The sequence below is a fragment of the Pseudohongiella sp. SYSU M77423 genome (assembly GCF_029911965.1).
GTDB lineage: Bacteria > Pseudomonadota > Gammaproteobacteria > Pseudomonadales > Pseudohongiellaceae > Pseudohongiella.
Map to the genome: position 1 here is coordinate 385,530 of NZ_JARYTH010000004.1, position 22,168 is coordinate 407,697.

Genomic DNA, 22,168 nt, shown 5'->3' on the forward strand with positions numbered 1-22,168 from the left:
CGCAGACAGCGTGTTATAGTCCTGCGCAAAGAAAAACGGAGTTATTATGGAAATCATTTCTCTCAAGGATCGCCCGGAACATTTGATGACGCTGGCAAAATGGCATCATGCCGAATGGTCCTACCTCAATCCGGAACGTTCTTTCGAAGCCCGTGTCGAAGAAATGCAGTGTGACTTGCGCGGTGATGTCATCCCGATCACATTCGTCGCGGAGCGCGACGGTGAATTGTTGGGTTCCGCCTCCATGCTGGCCGAGGACATGAGCACGCACCCCGAGCTGACACCCTGGCTGGCCAGTGTTTTTGTGGCACCGGCACATCGCAAACAGGGTATCGGTAGCGTTCTGGTTAAACGAATAATGGATCATGCGCGCGACAACGGCGTGAAGAAACTGTATCTGTACACCCCTGACCAGGAGCAGTTGTATGCCGGGCTGGGCTGGCAGATACTCAGTCGCGAGCCATACAACGGTACGCCAGTAACCATCATGAGTGTGGAATTTAACTGAGCTGATATCGCGCCAGGTCAGCAGACACAGGCAGCTTGAGTGAAATGGACCCTCACAACATCGCCCCGCAGGCTACCGCATATGTGATTGAACAGGTTTATCGCCGCGAGCGACGGCGGGCAATGGCAACATTGATCCGCCTGCTCAATGGTGATTTTGATCTGGCAGAGGATGCCCTGCATGAAGCGTTTACTGCTGCGGTCGCACAGTGGCCTGCTGACGGAGTACCCGAAAACCCGCGTGCCTGGCTGGTGACGGCGGCAAAGTTCCGCGCCATCGACCAGATTCGCAAGCGGCGGCGGCATGACGATGCCAGCGACGAACTGGTAAGAATGCTTGATGTTGCTGATGATGAGCAGACAGACGACCTTTCTATTGAAGACGATCGGCTCAGACTCATCTTTACCTGTTGCCACCCGGCCCTGTCGCCTGAAGCGCGTGTGGCACTGACGCTGCGCGAAGTCTGCGGTCTGACGACTGAGCAGATCGCAGCGGCCTTTCTGATACCCACGCCCACACTGGCGCAACGCATTGTGCGGGCCAAGAACAAAATCCGCGACGCCCGCATCCCTTACGAAGTACCCCAGACCCGCGATCTGCCAGACCGGTTGGGCGCAGTGCTGCAGGTTATCTACCTGGTTTTCAACGAAGGATACCTGTCATCGCAAGAGGATCCCGATCAAAGTCGGGAAGCGCTTGCGGTCGAAGCGATTCGCCTGACCCAGTTACTGCAGGACCTCATTCCGTCCAGCGAGGTGACAGGTCTGCTGGCGCTGATGTTGTTGCATGAGGCCAGGCGCGCATCACGCTACAAAGAATCAGGCGAACTGGTGCCACTGGACGAGCAGGACCGCAGCCGCTGGGATAAACACCAGATTGCTCAGGGTTGTATGCTGGTCCGCAAGGCACTAACGCAGGGGCCGGCTGGGCCTTATGCAGTGCAGGCAGCCATCGCTGCGCTGCACGCCGAGGCCCCAAGCTCTGAAGATACCGACTGGCATGAGATCGCGGGTCTGTACCGTGTACTGCTGGCGCTGCAACCGTCGCCTGTGGTTGCACTCAATCACGCTGTAGCTATCGCGATGCGTGACGGTGAGGCGGCCGGGCTGGCACGCATAGACCAGTTGTGCGCAGATGGAGCGCTGGACAGTTATCACCTTCTGCATGCCGCGCGGGCCGATTTACTGCGTCGTCTGGGTCGTCATGATGAAGCCCGGTTGTCCTATCAGTCAGCCATTGAGTTAACCAATGCCAGTGCAGAAAAACGATTTTTACAGCGCCGCCTCAATGAACTGGGCACTCCTGACAGTATTTTGAAATAAACACAGTGTTAACTGTCGAATCGGACAAAGCTGACACGACAGGCATATAAAGACACATCAAAAACACTCAAAACAGGAGCACGTGTTTATGTCATATATTGACGGGTTTGTTCTGGCCGTACCAAAGGCCAATCGCGAGAAATTTATTGCTCATGCCAAGACCGCTGATGAAATATTCATTGAGGCGGGGGCCATTCGTGTGCTGGAGTGCTGGCAGGACGATGTTCCAAAAGGCAAAGTCACGGATTTTTATGGCGCTGTGAAAGCCACCGAAGACGAGGTCGTCTGCTTTGCCTTTATCGAGTGGCCCGATCGAGATGCCCGCAATGCCGGGATGAAAAAAATCGAACAGATCATGCACACAGACCCCCGCATGGATCCTGAAAAAAACCCGATGCCTTTTGACGGCAAGCGCCTGATTTTTGGTGGCTTCGAGACTGTCGTCAAACTCGGTAAAGATTGAGACGTTCCGGGCTCGATTTATCAACTAAGGAAAGGAGCAGAAAATGCAGAACAAACACGGAGATTTTGTCTGGTATGAATTGCTGACACCTGACGCAAACGCCGCGCAGGCGTTTTACGGGCCGATGCTGGGCTGGGAGTTTGTTGACAGCCAGATGCCGGATATCAGCTATCACCTGGTGTCAGCCGCCGATGTAGATGGTAATGGTCGACATGAGGTGGCAGGCGTTATGACCCTGACTCCTGAAATGGTAGAAGGTGGCGCCCGTCCTGTTTGGCTGGGTTATATCGCTGTAGAAAATGTTGATGAAACAGTTGCCAGCATGCAGGCCAGTGGCGGACAGTTATTGATGCCGGCTCAGGATATTCCCGGTGTGGGGCGCATGGCCATGGTGGGCGATCCCGATGGCGTGCCGTTTTACGTGATGACAGCTGCCAGCGACACACCCAGCTTCGCCTTTGCAGCAGACAAGCCGCGCCCCGGCCATTGCGCCTGGAATGAATTGTGTGCTGGAAATCAGGCGGGCGCCTGGGACTTTTACGGAAAGCACTTTGGCTGGAAGAAAGACGGCGAGATGGATATGGGCGACATGGGCACTTATGACTTCATCCGACATGGTGGCATGATTGGCGCCATCATGCAGAAATCACCTGACATGCCCATGCCGACCTGGAGCTACTACTTCCGTGTGGTTGATATTGATGTCGCAGTGAAACATGTGAAGGCGGCGGGCGGACAGTTGATGCATGGCCCCGAGGAAATCCCGGGTGGCGAATACGTGATTGTCGGTGCCGACCCACAGGGCGCCGTGTTCTGTCTGATAGGCGTGAGGAACGCGGCATGAAGTACCTGTGCCTGGTGTATTACGACGAAAACATCATGAATCAGATGTCGCAACAGGAATGGGATTCGCTTAATCAGGAATGCATTGCCTGTGTGGGATCATTGACGTCGAATGGCCATTTCCTGGATGGAGCGCCTCTGCAATCAGTGAATACCGCTACCACTGTCCGGGTTCGCAACGGCAAGGCGGCTTTGACAGACGGCCCTTTCGCCGAAACCAAGGAGCAGCTGGCCGGTTTTTACATGCTGGAGGCGCGCGACATGAATGAGGCCATCAGGCTGGCGGAAAAAATCCCGCCGGCCCGCTATGGCAGCATTGAAGTCCGCCCTGTACGTGAGCTCAGAGAGGCGGAGAATACCCGCTAGTCACTGGCTTGGCTGGCCTGCAAACTAGGGTTATAGTGCCTCAGCTACCAAACTGACTTGCTGCAGGTAACTGAAAGATGACGCAACACTCGGTATTTACCCGGATGCGGCTGGCCGTCCCGCTGGCCGCGACACTTCTGTTGATGGCGTGCGGCAATGAAGAACCACCGGCACCAGTCGAGGTCCGCGCCCCCATCCAGGCGATTTCGCAAATACCCTTGCAGGACATGGTGGCCTGCGCCGAAGACGCGGCACCGCTGGTCAACAATACCGGCACCTTCAGTCGCTCCATCAACACCGGCATGGAGCTGGCGCAGGCTTATTTTGACCAGGGGCTACGGCTTACCTACGGATATTATTTCCCTGAAGCGATCGCCTCTTTTAATGCGGCACTATGCCTCGATCCCAATAACGCCATGATTCACTGGGGCAGGGCACTGGCCATGGGGCCCAACCCCAACAGCCGCTATGCAGGCGTTACTGACGATCCGGCCGGCGCTGGCAAGGCCGCCATCGATCGTGCCATGGCCATGGCTGACACGCTGCCACCGCCAGAGCGCGGGCTGGTGGAGGTTTTGGCGGTCCTGTTTGATTCAGAGACTTACCCGGATGCCATGGCGCGTACCAACGCATTTGTAGAGGCGGCTGAAGCCAACTACCAGACTCACAGCGATGATCTGGAAGCTGCCTTTCTGGTGCCGCACGGCATCATGATGACAACGCCCTGGACCTATTTCTCAGCAGAAGACGGCAGTGCCTCGCCCGGTGTCGCCCGCGCTCGCGATGTCATCGAGCAGGGCATGGCACAGAATCCCCGGCACCCGGGGCTGACGCATCTGCATATCCACCTTCTGGAGGCTTCATTTGAGCCGGAGGCAGCGGAAGCCTCTGCCGATCGGCTGGAATCCCTGACGCCCATGATCGGGCACATGGTGCACATGCCCGGCCATATTTATATGCGGCTGGGTCGTTACAATGACGCTATTGCTACCAACCAGCGCTCGCTCGAGGCAGATGAATTCCTCCAGCAGGCCTGGGGCAATCGAAGCCTGCCGCGCAATGGCACCTATTTTCTGTCAGCAACCAATCACGGCGGCCATGCGCGCATGTTCATTCACTGGGCAGGCCTGCTGCAGGGGAGTTTTGAGCGTGCTACCAGCGTTTCTGCGCCAATGGCGGCAATGGTTGATATAGAGGCGCTCAATCGCGGTTCAGGCTTGAGAGCACCGGTAGCGCACTGGATGACACTCAAAGCCTTCGGTCGCTACGACGATTTGCTGGCGCTACAGAATCCGGCTCCCGAGCAACCCTATCTGGCCGGCATGCTGCACTGGGTGCAGGGTTCCGCACATGCTGCTAACGGTGATCTTGCTCAGGCGCAGCAAGCATTGACGGCCCTGCAATCGATCAGACAGTCAGCTGCAGGGCTGGATACCATGCGTGCCAGCGTCAACACAGCAGAAGATCTGCTGGCCATCGCCGAGCACGTGCTGGCAGGCGAAATTGCCAACGCACAGGAAGACTATGCGCTTGCTGTGGGTCACTTTGAGCAGGCTGTTGCTCTGCAGGATGCGCTGCGATACATGGAACCACCAGACTGGTTGCAGTCGACCCGCTTGTTCCTGGGACAGGCGCTGATCAACGCAGGCCAACCTGAACAGGCCGTTTCCGTATTCGAACGTGATTTGTTAATGTTGAATGAAAACGGCTGGGCGCTCCATGGGCTTGCACAGGCTCTGGATATGGTCGGGCGCAGTGACGAAGCAGAGGCCGCGCGTGAACGGCAGGCGCAGGCATGGGCAGACGCAGATGTGATGTTAAATGCGGCTCACTTTTGAAATACAAAACGTATTCTTATGAGAGTACACCGATGAGTAATGCAATTGAAAAACTGGCGGAACAGGTTTCTGATGCCAGTAACCTTGAAGAGCTGACACAGCCCATTCTGGATGTGCTGCAACGTGTTACCCACCTGGAAAGCACCTACGTGACAACCATCCACGAGCAGGAGGGTGTGCAGCGCATTCTCTATTCGCGTAACAGTGGTGAATTGCAGATCCCGGAAGGCCTGGAAGTGCCATGGAGTGACACGCTGTGCCGGCGCGCACTCGATGAGAAACGTTTTCTGACAACTGATGTGCCCAGCGTCTGGGGTGACTCTGAAGCAGCTGCCGCGCTTGGACTGAAAACCTACCTCAGCAATCCCATCTACACCGATGAAGGTGAGCTGTTCGGCACCTTATGTGGCGCCAGTGCCAACACTGTTGAAGTGAGTGACGCTGCCCTGGAAGTGCTGGCGCTTTTCTCGCGCATGATTGGACACCAGGCAAGTCGTGAGCAGTTGGCGCGTGAAGCGACGGCCCGCGCGCATGCCGCCGAAACGCGCGCCAGTGATATGCAGTTTGTGGCTGAAATTGGCGCCTTGTGCCTGTCGGGGGAAGAGCCTGATCAGGTACTTAAGGCAGTCAGTCAGAGCTTCAAGTCGCGTCAGGCATGGCAGTACGCGGCGCCATTCCTGTTACCAGAAGTCAGTCCCATTTCCCTTGATCAAACCGTCAATGGTATCGACGCATCACATCTGACAACACCGGAAATGCTGGCCACCGAAGATGGCCCGATGCTGCCGCTGCTGATAGAAATGTTAAACATGGCTCGTTACAGCGAAGGTTATGCGCCCACATTTTTAAGCCCACAACACAGCTCGCCAGAACTGCGTGCAGAAGCCGAACGCAGTGGTATTGGTAATGAGTGTGAACTGTTCGTATTGACACTGGCACATGGCACTGACCTGATGGGGGGCGTGCTATTGATCAGTCAGCCCGGCGGTCTGGACGCTACCGAAAAAACCATGGTGCAGAGCTGCTGGCAGACACTGACTCTTTTCGCTGAACGGGAAGTTGAGCATGAGATGCTGGAAGTGGCCAATGCACAATTGACCCTGCACGCGCGGCATGATCCGCTGACTGGCCTGCCCAACCGTCGCTACCTGGTTGAGGAAATGCGACGTATGTTGTCTCATGCACAGCGTGCTGGCGAAGTGGTCTATGTGGCATTTATTGATCTGGATGGTTTCAAGAAAATCAATGACCAGCATGGCCATGATGTCGGTGACGATTTTCTGGAGGCGATGGCACACTGTCTAAAAAAATCCGCTCGCACCGGCGACCTGACTGCTCGCTATGGCGGGGACGAATTTGTCATGGTGGCGGTTAACGATGAGCCGGCTACTGAACAGGCACGACAGGCAATTGCAGTTCGCATCGAACAGGCCATGAGTGGCGTGCTGAAGTTGCCAAGCTTGACGCTTGATTACCCGGGCCCCAGCGTGGGTGTTGTCGCGTGGCAGGGCGACACAGTTCCCGACGCCGACGAACTGATCGCCAGGGCCGACAAGGCAATGTACGTTGTTAAACAGGCGCGTCGCGCCGAGCGTGCCTGATACGTAAGCTTTTAATACGGGCATTTAGTGTGTGGAGGTCTATGCAAGCATTCAAACGCCGCACCCTGGCGCCCACCAGCTTGTTCGCGACCCTGATGTTGGTAATCAGCGGCTGTGCCTACCAGCCGCCGCCTGAATTGGTCGGACAGGATCTGCTGCGCAGCTATTTTCAGCCTGGTGTCTATGCAGGTATCGAGCAGACCCGCATCAGTCGCGACTGCGTCGCCTTTCATCCCATCAATATGAACGATGAACGACACCCCATTGTGGTCTGGGGCAACGGCACTTATGCCAGTCCTGCCTCCTATCGCCTGATGCTGGAGCACTGGGCGAGCTGGGGGTTTGTAGTTGTTGCAGCGATGACGCCCAATGCCGGCAGCGGCCGTGAAATGCTTGAATGTCTCGACGATATCCGCAATGAATATTCGCGCCGCGAGAGTGTTTTCTTTGGCAAAGTGGACACCACACGAGTCGCAGCAGCAGGCCATTCGCAGGGCGGCGGCGGTGCTCTGATGATGGGTCGTGATCTGCGTGTGGATACTGTCATTGCCATCCAGCCCTACACGCGTGGTCCGCGTTTTGTTCCCCAGGTCATCAGCGATCTCAAGGGGCCATTGCTGCTGTTGTCCGGTGCCGAAGATGTCACCGCTGCACCGGATATCCATCAACAGCCCGTTTTTGAGCAGTCGCCGGTCGATACAACATGGCTGAACCTGCGCGGCGCCACACACCTGGCACCCATGCAGACCGGCGGCAGCTATCTGGGGCCGATGACGGCCTGGCTACGCTGGATCCTCTGGGATGACCCGGTGCCGGCGCCGCTTTTTGAAGGTGACAACTGTGTCCTGTGTCAGCAGGATAACTGGACTGTCGAACGAAAATAGTCAGCCAGGCTTAGAGCCAGTGGAACATGCCGGCCGATTTACCCAGCACCTCGATTGAAGCGTTAGAGTCACTGGCACGACCAGCCATCGCGACACAGACATGCAAGGGCAGCAGGTGCTCCTCACGCGGGTGGCAGAACCTGGCATAAGGTGCCTGCTCCCACTCGATCAGCTGCTTCCTGCGTTCGCTCTCGCTCAGTTCCTCAGTGCTGCATATTCTTGTCAGCCACTGTTCAAATGCGATGTTCATTTCTCTGGCTGACCTGTCATACGGCGCCCGGAATGCCGTCATGTTGTGAAACGAAAAGCCTGAACCAATCGCCAGCAGCCTGTCGACCTCCAGTGACCGCAGTGCCTCGCCGATACGCCAGTGCAAAGCTGCATCCAGGGTATTGACCAGCGACAATTGCACGCAGGGTATATTGGCCTGTGGGTACATCAGCTTTAGTGGCACAAACACGCCATGGTCCAGCCCTCGCTCGCCATCCATGTGTGCGTCGATGCCTGCCTCCTGCAATGCCTGTGTGACCTGCTGCGCCAGTTCGGGCGAACCGGGGCAGGGGTAGGCAATTTCGTAGGACTCGCGTGGAAACCCGTAATAGTCGTAGATCAGTTCAGGTTGCAGGGCGGAGGTTACTGTTGGCGAGTCTTGCTCCCAGTGTGCGCTGATGACCAGAATCGCGTCTGGCTGGTTCAGCTTGCCCGGCAATGCCTGCAGGTAGTCCACCAGCTCCCTGTGTCCAGGGTCGCCCAGCAGTGGCAGTGGGCCACCTCCGTGCGACAAAAATACAATCTGTTTTTCCATGGGTTTCTCTCCCGCTCAGATCTGAACCTTGTGACTGGTTGAGCAGACAATGGCGTCTACCCGGCCACTGCCACCCTTTGCGTTATACAAGTTAGTGGCAGAGTGGCGATGGTCTTCATCTCACACCAGCCTGTTCAGCAGCGCACGGTCCAGGCTCAATGTACCTGCACCCTGAATCGCAAGTGCCAGCGTGGCTGCGAGCAGTGTCAGCGCATATTCATAACCGTTGTTGGACATAAAAAGACCGTTGCCAATGTGTGCGCTGAACATCGCTACCGCCATCGTGAATGCCGAAACCACGGCAGCGGGGCGTGTCAGCAGGCCCAGCAACAGAGCGAGCCCGCCGAAAAACTCGGCACTGCCGGCCAGCAGCGCCATCAGATAACCGGGCTCCAGCCCCAGGCTGCTCATGAACTGGCCGGTTCCCTCCAGGCCATAGCCACCAAACCAGCCAAACAGTTTTTGTGCACCGTGGGCCAACAGGATAATACCAACCGGTACTCGCAGCACCAGTGCCGCCAGACCGGCGTTGCTGTTCAGTGTTCGTTGAATCAGTGCGTTGTCCATGTCATGCCTCCATATCAGTCACTAATGTCGCCTGCCCGATGCAGGCGCGATGTTTATGATGTTTACTTTACTGTGAACAGATGTGGAGATTAAGATGGCATATATTGCCAAACTATCAACGCAGTGTTGATAATAAGATGGAAGGTCACAGAACTTGGACAAAATCGATACCATGCGGGCGTTTGTGTCCGTTGCCCGGCACAGTAGTTTCAGTCAGGCGGCTGATCGACTGCAGCTATCGCCACAGCTGGTCAGTAAATACGTATCCCGGCTGGAAGAAACCCTTGGCGTGCGCCTGCTAAACCGCAGTACACGGCGGGTCAGCCTTACAGAGGCTGGCCGAGTCTATCTGCTGCGCGCCGAAGAGCTGCTGGAAAGTTTTGATGATATTCAGTACCAGCTCGGCGACCTGCAGACTTCGGCCCGTGGTGAATTGCGCATCAGCGCCCCGGTATCTTTTGCCAGCCGGCACATGGGGCGATTGATTGCCAGCTTTCAGGCAGCCCACCCAGGGGTAACGGTAGACCTGCAACTGAATGACCGCAAAGTGGATATTGTTGATGAAGGGTTTGACGTCGCGATCCGCATTGGCCGGCTCAAAAGCTCCTCGCTTATTGCCAGATACCTGGCGCCGGTGCAGCTGGTGTTTTGTGCATCACCCGACTATTTGAAGGAGCATGGTCAGCCGGAGACACCGGTTCAATTGCAGACCCACCGCTGTCTGGGCTACAGCTATATGGAGCAACCACCGGATATATGGCCGGACGCCGGCAACGTTATCAGGTCCAACAATGGTGACCTGCTGGTGCAGTGCGCGATTGAGGGGGCCGGCATTGCACTGCAACCCACCTTTATCGCTGGCGATGCGCTGGCCGCTGGGCAACTGGTATCGATTCTGGATGAATTCAAACCGGAACCGTTTGGACTGTATGCGGTATACGCGCACCGCACCTTGCTGGCCAGCAAGGTGCGCACCTTTGTAGATTTTATGGGTGGTTACTTTGGCGAGATACCTTATTGGGATCGTTACTGATAACTGCTTCTGTAGCTGCCAGGCAGCCTCAGACCGGGCAACTCACAACACGGTCAACGCCTCGATATCCAACAGTGGATAACGTGCTATCGCTGCTTTATGACAGAACCTGAACACCTGACGCGACAAATTGATATTCCACAATCGGCTCGGTGACCGTCGCGGGATCGCCGCCAGCGTCTTCAATCAGGTGTTTACTGTCCTCCAGGCTCAGCTCAGTTTTTTCCATCGTTCCTTCGACACGCACCTGCTTGCCCCGGATAGAAAACGGTACAAAAAAGCCGTAGTCCTTAAAGGTCACCCGGACGTCGCCAGCATCGCTGGAAAAGCCCAGCCAGCAGCCTTTGGCCTGGCAGACCGAGGTTACCTCAGCCTCCAGCAGCATGACATCCTGACTGCCAGCGTCGACAGCAGCGATGGCGTCAGGGACGGATTTAGCGGGACCGCTACCGACAGCGGCGCCGTATTGCTCCGCATGCGAGAAGCTCGAGCAAAGGAGTAACAGACTTGCAATAACGACCAGATTTTTCATGACAGCCTCCAGAATGTCCGGATTACAAATTGCCATTCTATGGCGATGTTGTAAACAATTATCATTAGCGGCCAATACACCGACGACACTCACGCAATCACTCAGGTGCAAGCAGTCACGTGGCGCTTTGTGCATGCAGCAAGTTTGATATAGTGCGACGACAGCACCCATCGGAAACCTTGTCCCATGATTCTTGCCGACTATCAACTGGCACTTAATCTGACCGCCGCCCTGGCCATCGGTCTGCTGGTAGGGCTGGAGCGCGGCTGGCGCAACCGTAACGACGAGGAAGGCAGCCGTGTCGCCGGTTTGCGCACATTTTCAATCATCGGCCTGTTGGGTGGCGTGTCGGCGCTGATGGCCGATCTATGGGGGCCGGTGATTGTTGTCATTGTGTTTCTGGCAGTTGCCTTGCTGGTCGCTGCTTCGCACGTGATGGAAGTCAGAGTCAACCAGGACAGGGGCACCACCACCGCCTTTGCGATGCTGTTGACCTTCATGCTGGCAGCCTGGGCCGCCTCGGGCCAACCAGTTACTGCACTGGCGGTAGCAACGGTACTTGTCGCCATTCTGGCCTACAAACGTGTGTTGCACGGCTGGCTGCGGAACGTCACCGAGCAGGAAATATCCTCAAGTATTACCTTGCTGTTGATCTCCGTGGTGATGCTGCCACTGCTGCCCAACCAGGGCTATGGGCCCTGGGAGGCGCTGAACCCCTACTGGATCTGGTGGATGGTCGTTCTGATTTGCGGTCTGTCCTTCGTTGGTTACATTGCGGTCAAACTGACTGGCGCACATATGGGTGTCCTGATCACGGCACTGGCCGGGGCACTGGCGTCATCCACAGCCGTTACCGTGACGCTGGCCAATTTTTGTCGACAGGCAACTCGCAAGCATCTGTATATCGCCGGCATTCTGCTCGCGGGTAGCGTCATGTTTGTGCGGGTGCTGATCGAAGTGTTTGTAGTGAACGTAGCGCTGCTGCCGCTGGTGGCTCTGCCACTGGGTCTGATGGCTTCCGGCATGGTCATCACGGCGGGCATCTTCTGGCGCAACCACAAGCAGGCGCCCGCAGATATGTCAGAAAAATTTAACCCGCCGAATCCACTGCAGCTGATAACCGCGATCAAGTTTGGCCTGTTGCTTGCTGTGATACTGCTGCTGTCGCGCGCGCTGGTGGACTGGTTCGGTGACAGTGGCATTTATCTGCTGGCGCTGGTGTCCGGGCTGATGGATGTGGATGCGATTACCCTGTCTCTTTCGCGGATGGCGCAGGGGGATATTGCGCCTGAGGTGGCGGCCACAGGCATACTGATCGCTGCAGTCACGAACACACTGGTGAAAGGCGCCATCTTTGCGTTTATTGTCGGATTCAAACAGAATCTCTGGCTTATCGGTGTGCTGCTGATGGCTCTGGCTCCGGGCCTGCTGGTGGGGTTATTGCTTTAGCTGAACGTTGTTATCGACACAAATAAACCAACAAAAATAAAGAGAGCGCCATGGACAATCGACTCACGCCACGTAATGCTTTTGCACTGACATGCTTGTGCGCGAGCCTGTGCCAGACCGCCCTGGCCCAACCTGTAGCAGAACTGCCTAGCCAGGCGCAGGCCGCAGACGCCACTTACATCACCTGGCGTGAGCACCTGATTGACGATCCGGCGAATGTTGATTTTGTCCTTAGTGGCGGCGATGGCCTGGTCATGGCTGACATTGATGGTGACGGTTACAACGATTTCATCTCCGTTCACGAATCCGATTCCAGTTACGACTCGGCCAGTTTTACGCCGGGTTTTGAGGCGCCACCAGAGGGCTATGTTCGCATAGCGTTCGGTGCCGCCGATGCTCAGCAATGGCAAAACATTACTGTCGCCGAAGGCCTCGATGCCGCCGCCCCGGAGGACGTCGCGGTAGCGGACATCAATGGCGATGGACATCCCGATCTGGTGGTGGCTGCTGAACTTTCACATATCCTCTATCTGCAGAATCCAGGTGGCTCTGATAGCCGCAGCACAGTCTGGCCACGCCTGAAACTTCCCATGACCGAAGGGCGTGGCAGCTATATCCGCGTATTTGCGGCTGACCTGGATGATGATGGCCAGCCCGAGCTGATCGCACCCAACAAGGGCGCCCAGATTCCCGGACCGGATGATTTTGCAGTCTCACATCCGGTGTCCGTATTTAAAGTGATGGGTGACCCGTTACAGGGAGAGAACTGGCAGGAGATCGAACTGGGTCGCTACAGTATCCCGCAAAACTCGGAGCCGGTTGATCTGGATGGTGACGGCGACCTGGACATTGTCATAGGCACCCGTGGCGAGGACCGACTGGCCTGGTTCGAAAACCCCGGCGATGGCTCGCTTGATTTTACCGAGCACGCCATTGGCATCAATGGCGCGCGCATGGCGGGGTTCAATCTGGCCTACGCCGACCTGAATCAGGACGGCCGACTGGATATCATTGGTGCAGGTGTTGGCAGCGTCGGCAACGGCCTTGTCTGGATCGCCCAGCCGGCGCGTAAAGGTGATGCCTGGAACGCGCATTTTATAGGTTCGATCGCACCGGATACATTGATCAGCGTGACCGCCGCTGATATCAACAACAACGGGTCGACCGACTTTCTGGTTGGCAGTTACAGCCGCGGTGCCCGCGAGTCGGATGATGCCAACACCACTGTCAATGACCCGCTTGGCCGACTGGCCTGGTTTGAGAGCCCGGAAAACGTGAACGATCGATGGATCCATCACGACATCTCACGCAGAAAACGTGGCATGTTTGACAAGTTCATTCCAGTCGATATGGACAATGACGGTGATGTCGATTTTGTCGGCACGCGCGGTAACAGTTATCCCTACGACGGTGTCTTCTGGCTGGAGCAACAACGCGCTGCGTCGCCTGCGCAACGCTTTGTTCAGGCGCGCGAGCAGGACAGTGATGAAGTGGGATTGCCGGACTGATTACACTTGATAACAAATCAGCATAAAATCCCATACAAATTCGGGTAGCCAGAGTGGATACACTGTGCCCGTGATCCATTATGCCTTCGCAAGTGAGCCATCTTGACACGATTTTTGTTCTTGTTTGCCCCATCGGTACTTTGCTGCACGCTTGGCCGCTGTGCCACATTCGTATGGCACAGCGGCGTTTTTTGCGCGCTGAGTCTGGCGCTGCCAGCTGCCGCACAGACTGCGGTCGATGGCGCAGGTATCGATACCGACAGCCCGTGGACGCTTGGCGTTGCCGCAGGTTACGGGCGACGTGACAATCCTTTCGTTGGCTCTGACGATATCAAACTGAATGCCATTGTAGACCTGGCCTGGTATGGAGAGCGCTGGTTCTTCGATAATGGCGATATCGGCTTTACGCTGAACCAGACAGAACAATTCTCCGCAAATCTGCTGACCACCTTCGACAACGAGCGCAATTACTATAGTTACCTCAGCAATGGCAGCTCGGGCCTGGATCTGTCCAGCCTCAGAGAGCTGGCAATTGATAAGGGCTTCGGGATGATGGGCATCGCCGGTGGCGAGGGTGAAGACATTGAAGCACTGGATACTGAAGAACTGGAAGAGCTTATCTTCAAAGATCAGGACACTGCACTGCCCGAGCGAGACTTTGCCGTAAACTCAGGGATTGAGCTTCTGTATATCAGCCGATGGGGTGACCTGCAGGCACAACTGCTGACGGATGTCAGCGGCACTCACCACGGGGAGTCAGCCTGGCTCGCCTACTCCTACCCATGGATAACACGTAACGGCGAATTCAGCCTGACACTGGGCATGGAATGGAAAAGCCGTGACCTGGTGGACTACTACTATGGTGTGACACGCGATGAAGCGATAGATGGCCGCCCAGCCTATACAGGTCGCGCAGAAATAAACTCAGTCATTCGTTTTTCCGCCAGCCGCGCCTTGAGCAAACGCTGGCGACTGGTTGGCGTTGTTGAGCAGGAATATCTCGGCAACCACATAAGGAACAGCCCCATAATCGAGCGAGGTCGCGTGAGCACGGCGTTCATCGGCATCTATTACAAATTCCTGTAATCCTGCTTCAGCATGATGAGCATATTCACATGTCGCAGGGTAAGTGCAGACACGGTCAGCAAAACTGTGGGGGCTGGCACGTCTGCAAAAACACTCAGCGTATTGTGTGCCTGGCTTTTGATACTTGTATCCATGCCGGCAGTAACAGCAGAAGAAGATGTGACACTGGAAGCACAACCACAGTTATGCGTGATTGCACCAGGGGAAGAGCTGTGTGTTGCACAGATGCATCTACAGTGGACAACAGCAATAGAGCGAGATGTCTGTATTGGTTTTGCCCACCAGCCAGATTTTCTGCAATGCTGGGTGGGGCAGCAACGTGGCGACCATCGTGTTGACCTGGCACACGATGACAACATTACGGTGCGCCTGCATGATGCACAAAGCGGGCAGATTCTGGCGGAGCTGGATATCCCGGTTATCAAACGCGACCTGCGCGACACTCGTCGCCGACGTCGTCATGCCTGGAGTATTTTCTGATGAAACCTGACAGCCTTGAAACTCAGGTACCTGCCTTTGAACATTCCTCTTCGGTCCGCCTGCTATTGATCGAAGATGATCTGCGACTGGCCAGTCTGGTTCGCGACTATCTGGCGCAGGAAAACTTTGCAGTCACTGTGTATCACCGGGGTGATGCGGCGCTGGCAGCTTTTGACGCCAGCCAGGTTGATATTGTGATTCTTGATTTGATGTTACCCGGCATGAATGGTTTGCAGATCTGTACCGAGTTGCGAAAAACCTACGGCGGACCAATTCTGATTCTTACTGCCAAGAGCAGCGACATTGATCATGTGATGGGACTGGAACTTGGCGCCGACGACTTTGTCACCAAACCCATCGAACCACCAGTGTTGCTTGCTCGCCTGCGCGCGTTGCTGCGACGCGCATCGAAAACCAATCAAGCAGCATCGCAAAACGTTCTGGTGTTCGGCACACTGCGGATTGACCTGCAATCTCACCGGGTCGTGCTGGCCGGTGAAGATGTCGACCTGACCACTCAGGAGTTCGAACTGCTTTGCTACCTGGCAAGAAATGCCGGAACAGTGCTCAGCCGCGACGACATTTACACGCAGATTCGTGGTATCGACTATGACGGCCTGGATCGTACGGTCGATGTGCGCATTTCAAAGTTGCGGAAAAAACTGAACGACAACGCAGACCAGCCATTCCGGATCCGCACGATCTGGGGAAAGGGCTACCTCTTCGTCGCTACTGCCTGGGCGTGAGCAGGATATGAAACAACAACTCACATCCTGGTATCTGATCCGCTCCTACAGTGTGATCGCTGCCGGTATCCTGATTATTGCACTGGCACTGGACAGTCTGATGTTGTGGGTATTGCCCGATACTGAGCAGAGCAGCGAAGAGCGCTATGCCGCAGAGTTCGCGCTGATTGAGCTGCTGTTGACGGAAACAGGCAGTGAGGCGACTGACCTTGCAGAACGTTTTGCTGAATTGTCGCAACAGATCCAGTCAGCTTCTGACATGCCAGTCCAGTTGTATGAAGTGTCTGAACTCGCGGGCCAGGCAGCGTTTCTTGACGCACTGCGTGACGGTTCAGTTCAATCATTCCTTGATGGCGACTCGCGCGAGATTCTTTACCGGATGCTGTCAGAGAATGGCCCCATCATTGCGTTGGGGCCATTGCCACAGAAAGCCGGTTCGACTGCTTTCATCGAAACGATGGTGATTGTCAGCTATTACGTACTAATTGCTCTGCTGTTGTTCCTGTGGATTCGCCCCTTCTATCGTGACCTGAGTTCATTGCGCCAGGCTGCCAGCCAGTTCGGCCGCGACGATTTCCAGACACGCGTGGCTGTATCCAGCAAATCCAGCATTCTGCCAGTTGCAAACTCCTTCAACAAAATGGCGGAGCGCATACAGTATCTGGTGACTGCTCACCGGGATCTGACCAATGCCGTTGCGCATGAATTACGCACGCCGCTGGCGCGCTTCAAATTTGGGCTGGAAATGATCCCGAAGATGCCCGCTGGTGAGCGCCAGGCAGAGCACCTCGACGGTATGAAGGCAGATGTGCAGGAGCTCGAGACGCTGATTGATGAGATGCTGTCTTACGCAAAACTGAGTGAGGACAATCTGCAATTACCGTTACACGAAGTTAACCTGACGGCCTGGCTGCAACAGCAGGTTTTGCCGTATCGGGACGCGCAGCCAAAAGTTGTCCTGATCAAAACACCCGACAGCGACTCAGGACCAGTGGCGTTTAATCCTGACCTGTTGTCCCGGGCGCTCAACAACGTCATCCGCAACTGTCTCCGGTATGCGGAAACCCGGATTACCGTTTCCTGCCAGATCGATTCGCAGACTGCCACCCTGCGCGTTTGCGATGACGGTCCCGGCATCGCCGAGAGTGACCGCGAGCGGATCTTTGAACCCTTTGCGCGCCTCGATACCAGTCGCGACCGTCAGTCCGGTGGCTACGGTCTGGGGCTGGCCATCGCCATGCGCATCATGCAGCGCCACGGTGGCCAGATTCACGTGGAAAGCAATGATCCACATGGTGCCTGTTTTGTCCTGTGCTGGCCGTACAATTGATCACAATTTCAGTACAAACCATCAACAGCTAATTCTCATGCCTGCTTGCAAACTACACACAATTTCCGGCAATCGTGCCGGAAAGCATCGGAAGCATTTAGCAGGAGAGATCAGGATCATGAAATTCAAAGCACTGAAACTGTTTGGCGCCCAACTGATGGTATCCGGCCTGATGGCCAGTATGCTGCAGACCGCCAGTGCCCAGAGCGACAGCGTGCTCTATAAAGACCACGAATTGACGATCAAAGATGCGATCGTGGTAGAAGGCGGTCAGACACAGTATTTCCAGGAAGTACGTCTGGCGCCAACAGAAACTGGCGATTTCCGCATTGTCGCCGCCACCGAGAAGCAACTGGCCTATGTCAACGAGCTGTCAGTCGCAGTGTCTTTCACCGACCCGGTAGAAGTTGAGGTGGGTGTTGTTGGCTACAAGTCCACCCCTTGCGTGGAGCTGGATATCGCCGTAACTCGTAAAGGCAATACCTTCTACGTTGCAGTAGGTGAAACCCCACTGCAGACACTGGTCGCTTGTGCCCAGGTAACAGAGCCCTTTGATATCACCTTCCCGCTGGACGTAAAAGGACTGCCAGCCGGTGATTACCTGGTAGTTGTAAACGGCGATGAAATTGACTTCACGCTGGAGTAAGCAAGGAAGCCGTTAGATCCCGCGCTGGTACCACGCAGTTTAGTGGTGCCGGCGCGGTCTTTTAGAGGTGCAGCCGCAATGCCGGTACAAAATGCCGGATAAATAGCGCCATGGCCACAATTCAGGATACACTCAGTTCATTGACGACGAGTGGTACCCGATGCAGGACACCCTACAACAACGCATTCCAGACGCGCTGGCTCAGATCAATCGCGCCATTCTGGGCAAGGACGCGCAGGCTCGCCTGTCACTGTGCTGTCTGCTGAGCGGTGGGCATCTGCTGCTGGAAGACCTGCCCGGTATGGGAAAAACCACCCTGGCACATGCACTGGCGGGTGTGATGGGGCTCAGCTTCCGACGCATACAGTTTACCAGCGACCTGCTGCCTGCCGACATTCTGGGCGGCTCGGTATTCGACCCGGCGACCGCGACATTTCACTTTCACGAAGGCCCGGTTTTCTGTCAGGTGCTGATGGCTGACGAAATCAACCGTGCCACACCGCGGACTCAGAGTGCATTGCTGGAGGCAATGGAGGAGGGGCAGGTATCACTTGATGGTGAAACCCGTTCCCTGCCAGAACCATTTTTTGTCATTGCCACTCAGAATCCGTCCGAACTGGCGGGGACCTATCCCTTGCCGGAGTCGCAGACAGACCGCTTTTTGATGCGCCTGTCCCTGGGTTATCCGTCAGCCACTGCCGAGCGTGAACTTCTGGCGCAGCCCGACCAGCGCCTTAAACCACTCAATATGACACCCTGTCTCAGTGTCACTGATTTGCAGGATTGGCAAAAGCACCTGTCCGAAACCCATCTGAGTGAGTCCGTTCTGGACTACATCCAGCGTCTGATCGACTTCTCCCGACAGAGCAAACGCATTCAGCTCGGGCTGTCTCCCCGCGGCGGTCTTGCCATAGTACGTGCCGCCCGCTGTCATGCGCGTATGGCTGGTCGCGACCATGTCACACCGGATGACGTGCAGGCGATATTCCCCGCCGTCGCTGATCACCGGCTGCGAGCAGCTGACCACGTTGTTCCAGTGGGCGATTCTTCTGACAATTCAACGGCCCATCACCGAACAGTGGCGCAATGGATACTGGATTCAGTCGACGTGTTGCAGGGCTGACTCGAGTCATTCGACGCCCAGATGTCCGCTGGCGCGAACGCAAGGCGGAGAAGCGTACACCTGTCGTCGGCAAACTGCAGCTGGGCCAACGTACCATCTACATACTGCCGACCATTCAGGGAGCCCTGTTTGCCTTGGGCGCGACCACCATCCTGCTGGTGGGTTTTGCCGATCGCAACCCAATAACCGTGGTGCTGGCCACCGCCATGCTCAGTCTTTTTCTGCTGAGCCTGGTGTTGTGTTATCGCAATCTCAGCGGGCTGACTTTACAGGCCTCAGAAGCAACTGAGTCCGGCAATCCCAGCGCACGCTGTTTTGCCGGTGAGCAGGCAAGCTTCATGCTCACCCTGTCGGCCGCCGGTCGCCGCCGTGCGCACAGGGATTTGTTGCTGGGATTCTCGCCTAAAGATGTGCAGCCGCTTGAGGTGGCACCCGGCGCTGTCACATCGGCTACGCTGACGGCGCCCGCCGAAAAACGCGGACTGATGGCTGCACCCCGTTTGCATCTGCGGACACGTTATCCAGCCGGGCTATGGCAGGCATGGAGTCGGCCCGATCTGGCCATGCATTGCCTGGTTTATCCCAGGCCGCAGCAGTGCAGCCTGCCTCCCAGCGCACTGCGTGTTCCGGCCCATACCGAGGGGCAGCAGTCGGGAGCGAGGAAACAGGGCGTTGATGACTTTCTGGGGTTGCGCAGCTATCAGTCTGGTGACAGTCGTCGCCTCATCGCCTGGCGTTCGCTGGCGCGTGGGCAGGGTCTGAAAACCAAACAGTTCGCCCAGGAAGCCGATGCGGAAGTGCATCTGTCCTTCGAGTCCTTTAAAGGTCGTGAGACGGAAGATATTCTCGGCTGCCTGTCGTTTCAGGTGCTGCAACTCAGCCAGCAGCAAAAACGCATTGGCATGACACTGCCGGCGACGCAGGTGGGCGACGAAAAGTCGAATGCCGACAGCACACACCGGATAACGCGGCCGCGGCATATCAAGGCCGACCAGGGCGAAGCCCACAAACACTCCCTGCTGCAGGCGCTGGCACTATGGGCATGAATACACAGGCAGCCGGAGCCCAGCCCAATAAGGCCGACCTGGTCATACCCGCGACCCTGATGGCTGCCATCATGCTGATTCTGCCGCCATTGCAGGCACAACCCTGGTGGCTGGTGCTGCCCTGTCTGATCTGCCTGATCCTGCGCTGGCCGCTGTTTGCGTTTGCATTGCTGTTTGGCTCCATGACCTATGCCGACAACTGGTTGGTGGCCGTCTACTATCTGGGATTGAGTCTGTTGTTGTTGATGCGCATGCACACAAACCGGGAAACCAGCAGCCTGGTGCAGCTGGGCAGTGCGCTGCGCCAGTTCTTGTTCGCCCTGCCCATCTTTGTGGTATTGCTGGTGTCGATGATTGCCGCCGGCGCACGCTGGTCTGAACGCAGCTCAGTCAACAGCGCAGCCACCGGCGTTAGTGAAACCATGACCCCTGGCGAAGTCAGCGAATTGGTGAACGATCGTGATCTGGCAATGCGCGTGCGGTTTACCGAGAGTGAAGCCAGCGAACAACTTGAAGCGCCTGATCTTTACTGGCGGGGTCTGGTTCTGGAGGACTTTGACGGGCGAACCTGGTCACGGCATATGCCATTGCAATTGACGCTGGGCCCCATACCTGGTGATGTGGCGGTACAGGATCGGCTCCAGTATCTGGTGGCACTTGAGCCAACAAGGCAGTTCTGGCTTTATGGACTGCATCAGGCATATACAATGTTGCCCCAGGCCTACCGTGACGAACGAGGAGTGCTGGTTTCCAATAACCAGATCCGCCAGCGCTTGCGGTACCCCGTGACCTCCATTCCGCCAACCCCAGAGCTGCAACTCGATCGACGCACAAGGGAGCGCAATCTGGCCCTGCCAGAGGGCAGCAACCCCCAGACACGCCAATGGGCAGAGGCGCTGCGCAGCCAGCATGCAGATGACCGAGCCTTTACACAAGCAGTTTTACGTCTCTTCAACGAGCAGGAATACTTCTACACGCTGACACCACCCATCAACAGTGAGCACAGCGTTGATGACTTCCTGTTTAACACGCAACAGGGCTACTGTGAGCACTACGCTGGCGCCATGGCGTTCATCCTGCGCTCAGCGGGTATTCCGACACGGATTGTGACCGGTTACCAGGGCGGTCAGTACAACGCCCTGACCGGTCACTGGTCTGTCTACGAATACAACGCTCACGCCTGGATAGAGGCGTGGTACCCCGACACCGGCTGGCAGCGTCTGGATCCGACCGCCTATATTGCACCTGAGCGCATACTGCTGGGGATGGACGCCTGGCTGTCGACGTTGAGCAGTGAGGCACGATCCGGGCTCGACACAGACACCCGCGTGCGCATGAGACTGGCAGAGATTCCAGGCTACCAGTCCGTGCGCACTGCGCTTGATGCACTGGACTTTGGCTGGACACTCAGCATGTACGACAACGAAGGCAACCTGCGCACCGAAGATCTCAGCGACTGGCTGCAACGCCAGGGCATGGGCAATCTGCCACTCTGGTTGCTGGCATTTCTGCTGCTCGCCGTCGGCGCACGCGCCATGTGGGGCAGTCAGCTCAAAAGCCAGCGCAAATCGCCAACCGTTAGAAACTATTTGCGCCTGAATGCAAAACTGCAAAAACACGACCTGGGTCGTCAGCCGGGTGAGACCATGGCAGCGCATCTGGAACGTGTCGGTAAAAACATGCCAGGAAACTTCGACCAATGGCAGAAACTCGGTAGTATGTTCACTGATGCTGAATACGGGCGGGGAGACATTGAAGCCGTGCAAAGCTATGCAAGAGAGCTGATGAGGTCTTTGCGACGCACTAGCCATATGGCTAATTGATTTGCTGCGTGGACGGGTTAGCTTGCATGGATTGTGGTGGATAGTGTGCATGCGCGGTGAAATGGGGAAGTGTGCTGGCACACTATACAAATGTTATGTGCTCGTAGCATGACGAAAAGAGAGAGGTATAAGGAACATGGGTGATGATTGAGCTGAGGAACTATGCAGC

22 protein-coding genes are annotated in these 22,168 nt (G+C 56.3%); 19 read left to right on the forward strand and 3 right to left on the reverse strand.

The genetic code is table 11. The annotated features are described in order from the left end of the window. Positions 1-46 precede the first annotated feature (46 nt). The 8 genes from QGM61_RS11330 (at position 47) to QGM61_RS11365 (ending at position 7,825) form a co-directional block, all read left to right on the forward strand. On the forward strand, positions 47-508 hold the full coding sequence (locus QGM61_RS11330) for a GNAT family N-acetyltransferase (RefSeq protein WP_237132697.1): 462 nt from the start codon (positions 47-49) through the stop codon (positions 506-508). Between the two features lie 44 nt (positions 509-552). Next, on the forward strand, positions 553-1,830 hold the full coding sequence (locus tag QGM61_RS11335; RefSeq protein WP_281133048.1) for an RNA polymerase sigma factor: 1,278 nt from the start codon (positions 553-555) through the stop codon (positions 1,828-1,830). Positions 1,831-1,918: 88 nt separating this feature from the next. Beyond that, entirely contained in the window at positions 1,919-2,293 is a 375-nt protein-coding gene (locus QGM61_RS11340; RefSeq protein ID WP_281133049.1) for a DUF1428 domain-containing protein, read from the forward strand. A gap of 43 nt (positions 2,294-2,336) precedes the next feature. Beyond that, positions 2,337-3,137: a VOC family protein gene (locus tag QGM61_RS11345; RefSeq protein ID WP_281133050.1), complete on the forward strand. Its 801-nt coding sequence runs from the start codon at positions 2,337-2,339 to the stop codon at positions 3,135-3,137. Next, positions 3,134-3,502, forward strand: coding sequence for a YciI family protein (locus QGM61_RS11350; protein ID WP_237132701.1), 369 nt, complete (start codon positions 3,134-3,136; stop codon positions 3,500-3,502). The genes QGM61_RS11345 and QGM61_RS11350 overlap by 4 nt, the downstream gene beginning before the upstream one ends. A gap of 77 nt (positions 3,503-3,579) precedes the next feature. Beyond that, complete coding sequence (locus tag QGM61_RS11355; protein WP_281133051.1) at positions 3,580-5,340, forward strand: hypothetical protein; 1,761 nt, start codon at positions 3,580-3,582, stop codon at positions 5,338-5,340. 32 nt (positions 5,341-5,372) lie between these two features. Further along, positions 5,373-6,941 (forward strand): sensor domain-containing diguanylate cyclase, encoded by a 1,569-nt coding sequence (locus tag QGM61_RS11360; RefSeq protein WP_281133052.1) that lies wholly within the window; start codon positions 5,373-5,375, stop codon positions 6,939-6,941. A 41-nt stretch (positions 6,942-6,982) separates the two neighbouring features. Further along, positions 6,983-7,825 carry an alpha/beta hydrolase family protein gene (locus tag QGM61_RS11365; protein ID WP_237132704.1) on the forward strand — a complete coding sequence of 281 codons (843 nt, stop codon included), beginning with the start codon at positions 6,983-6,985 and terminating at the stop codon, positions 7,823-7,825. A 10-nt stretch (positions 7,826-7,835) separates the two neighbouring features. Here QGM61_RS11365 and QGM61_RS11370 read toward each other — a convergent pair whose 3' ends face one another. Next, positions 7,836-8,630, reverse strand: a complete 795-nt coding sequence (locus tag QGM61_RS11370; protein WP_281133053.1) for a DODA-type extradiol aromatic ring-opening family dioxygenase — start codon at positions 8,628-8,630, stop codon at positions 7,836-7,838. Between the two features lie 120 nt (positions 8,631-8,750). Then, positions 8,751-9,197, reverse strand: a complete 447-nt coding sequence (locus QGM61_RS11375; RefSeq protein WP_281133054.1) for a DoxX family protein — start codon at positions 9,195-9,197, stop codon at positions 8,751-8,753. Positions 9,198-9,351: 154 nt separating this feature from the next. Between QGM61_RS11375 and QGM61_RS11380 the strand changes: the two genes are divergently transcribed. After that, entirely contained in the window at positions 9,352-10,230 is an 879-nt protein-coding gene (locus tag QGM61_RS11380) for a LysR family transcriptional regulator (protein ID WP_237132707.1), read from the forward strand. A gap of 97 nt (positions 10,231-10,327) precedes the next feature. Here the strand turns inward: QGM61_RS11380 and QGM61_RS11385 are convergent, their stop codons facing one another. After that, a complete protein-coding gene (locus QGM61_RS11385; protein WP_281133055.1) occupies positions 10,328-10,762 on the reverse strand; it encodes a DUF4920 domain-containing protein in 435 nt (144 codons plus the stop codon). A 186-nt stretch (positions 10,763-10,948) separates the two neighbouring features. On the opposite strand from QGM61_RS11385, the gene QGM61_RS11390 reads away from it, so the two are divergent. The 10 genes from QGM61_RS11390 to QGM61_RS11435 all read left to right on the forward strand — a co-directional run bounded on the left by QGM61_RS11390 (position 10,949) and on the right by QGM61_RS11435 (position 21,999). Next, positions 10,949-12,211, forward strand: coding sequence for an MgtC/SapB family protein (locus QGM61_RS11390; RefSeq protein ID WP_281133056.1), 1,263 nt, complete (start codon positions 10,949-10,951; stop codon positions 12,209-12,211). A 50-nt stretch (positions 12,212-12,261) separates the two neighbouring features. Next, positions 12,262-13,719 carry an FG-GAP repeat domain-containing protein gene (locus QGM61_RS11395; RefSeq protein ID WP_281133057.1) on the forward strand — a complete coding sequence of 486 codons (1,458 nt, stop codon included), beginning with the start codon at positions 12,262-12,264 and terminating at the stop codon, positions 13,717-13,719. 102 nt (positions 13,720-13,821) lie between these two features. Continuing rightward, a complete protein-coding gene (locus tag QGM61_RS11400) occupies positions 13,822-14,805 on the forward strand; it encodes a MipA/OmpV family protein (protein WP_281133058.1) in 984 nt (327 codons plus the stop codon). Between the two features lie 132 nt (positions 14,806-14,937). Continuing rightward, entirely contained in the window at positions 14,938-15,285 is a 348-nt protein-coding gene (locus tag QGM61_RS11405; RefSeq protein WP_281133059.1) for a DUF3019 domain-containing protein, read from the forward strand. Next, entirely contained in the window at positions 15,285-16,031 is a 747-nt protein-coding gene (locus tag QGM61_RS11410; RefSeq protein ID WP_281133060.1) for a response regulator transcription factor, read from the forward strand. The genes QGM61_RS11405 and QGM61_RS11410 overlap by 1 nt, the downstream gene beginning before the upstream one ends. Before the next feature lie 7 nt (positions 16,032-16,038). Continuing rightward, entirely contained in the window at positions 16,039-17,361 is a 1,323-nt protein-coding gene (locus QGM61_RS11415) for an ATP-binding protein (protein ID WP_281133061.1), read from the forward strand. A 118-nt stretch (positions 17,362-17,479) separates the two neighbouring features. Beyond that, on the forward strand, positions 17,480-18,007 hold the full coding sequence (locus QGM61_RS11420) for a hypothetical protein (RefSeq protein ID WP_281133062.1): 528 nt from the start codon (positions 17,480-17,482) through the stop codon (positions 18,005-18,007). Positions 18,008-18,167: 160 nt separating this feature from the next. Then, complete coding sequence (locus QGM61_RS11425) at positions 18,168-19,130, forward strand: AAA family ATPase (protein ID WP_281133063.1); 963 nt, start codon at positions 18,168-18,170, stop codon at positions 19,128-19,130. Then, complete coding sequence (locus QGM61_RS11430) at positions 19,094-20,176, forward strand: DUF58 domain-containing protein (RefSeq protein WP_281133064.1); 1,083 nt, start codon at positions 19,094-19,096, stop codon at positions 20,174-20,176. The genes QGM61_RS11425 and QGM61_RS11430 overlap by 37 nt, the downstream gene beginning before the upstream one ends. Next, positions 20,167-21,999, forward strand: coding sequence for a DUF3488 and transglutaminase-like domain-containing protein (locus tag QGM61_RS11435; protein ID WP_281133065.1), 1,833 nt, complete (start codon positions 20,167-20,169; stop codon positions 21,997-21,999). Before QGM61_RS11430 ends, QGM61_RS11435 begins: the two co-directional genes overlap by 10 nt. Positions 22,000-22,168 lie beyond the last annotated feature (169 nt).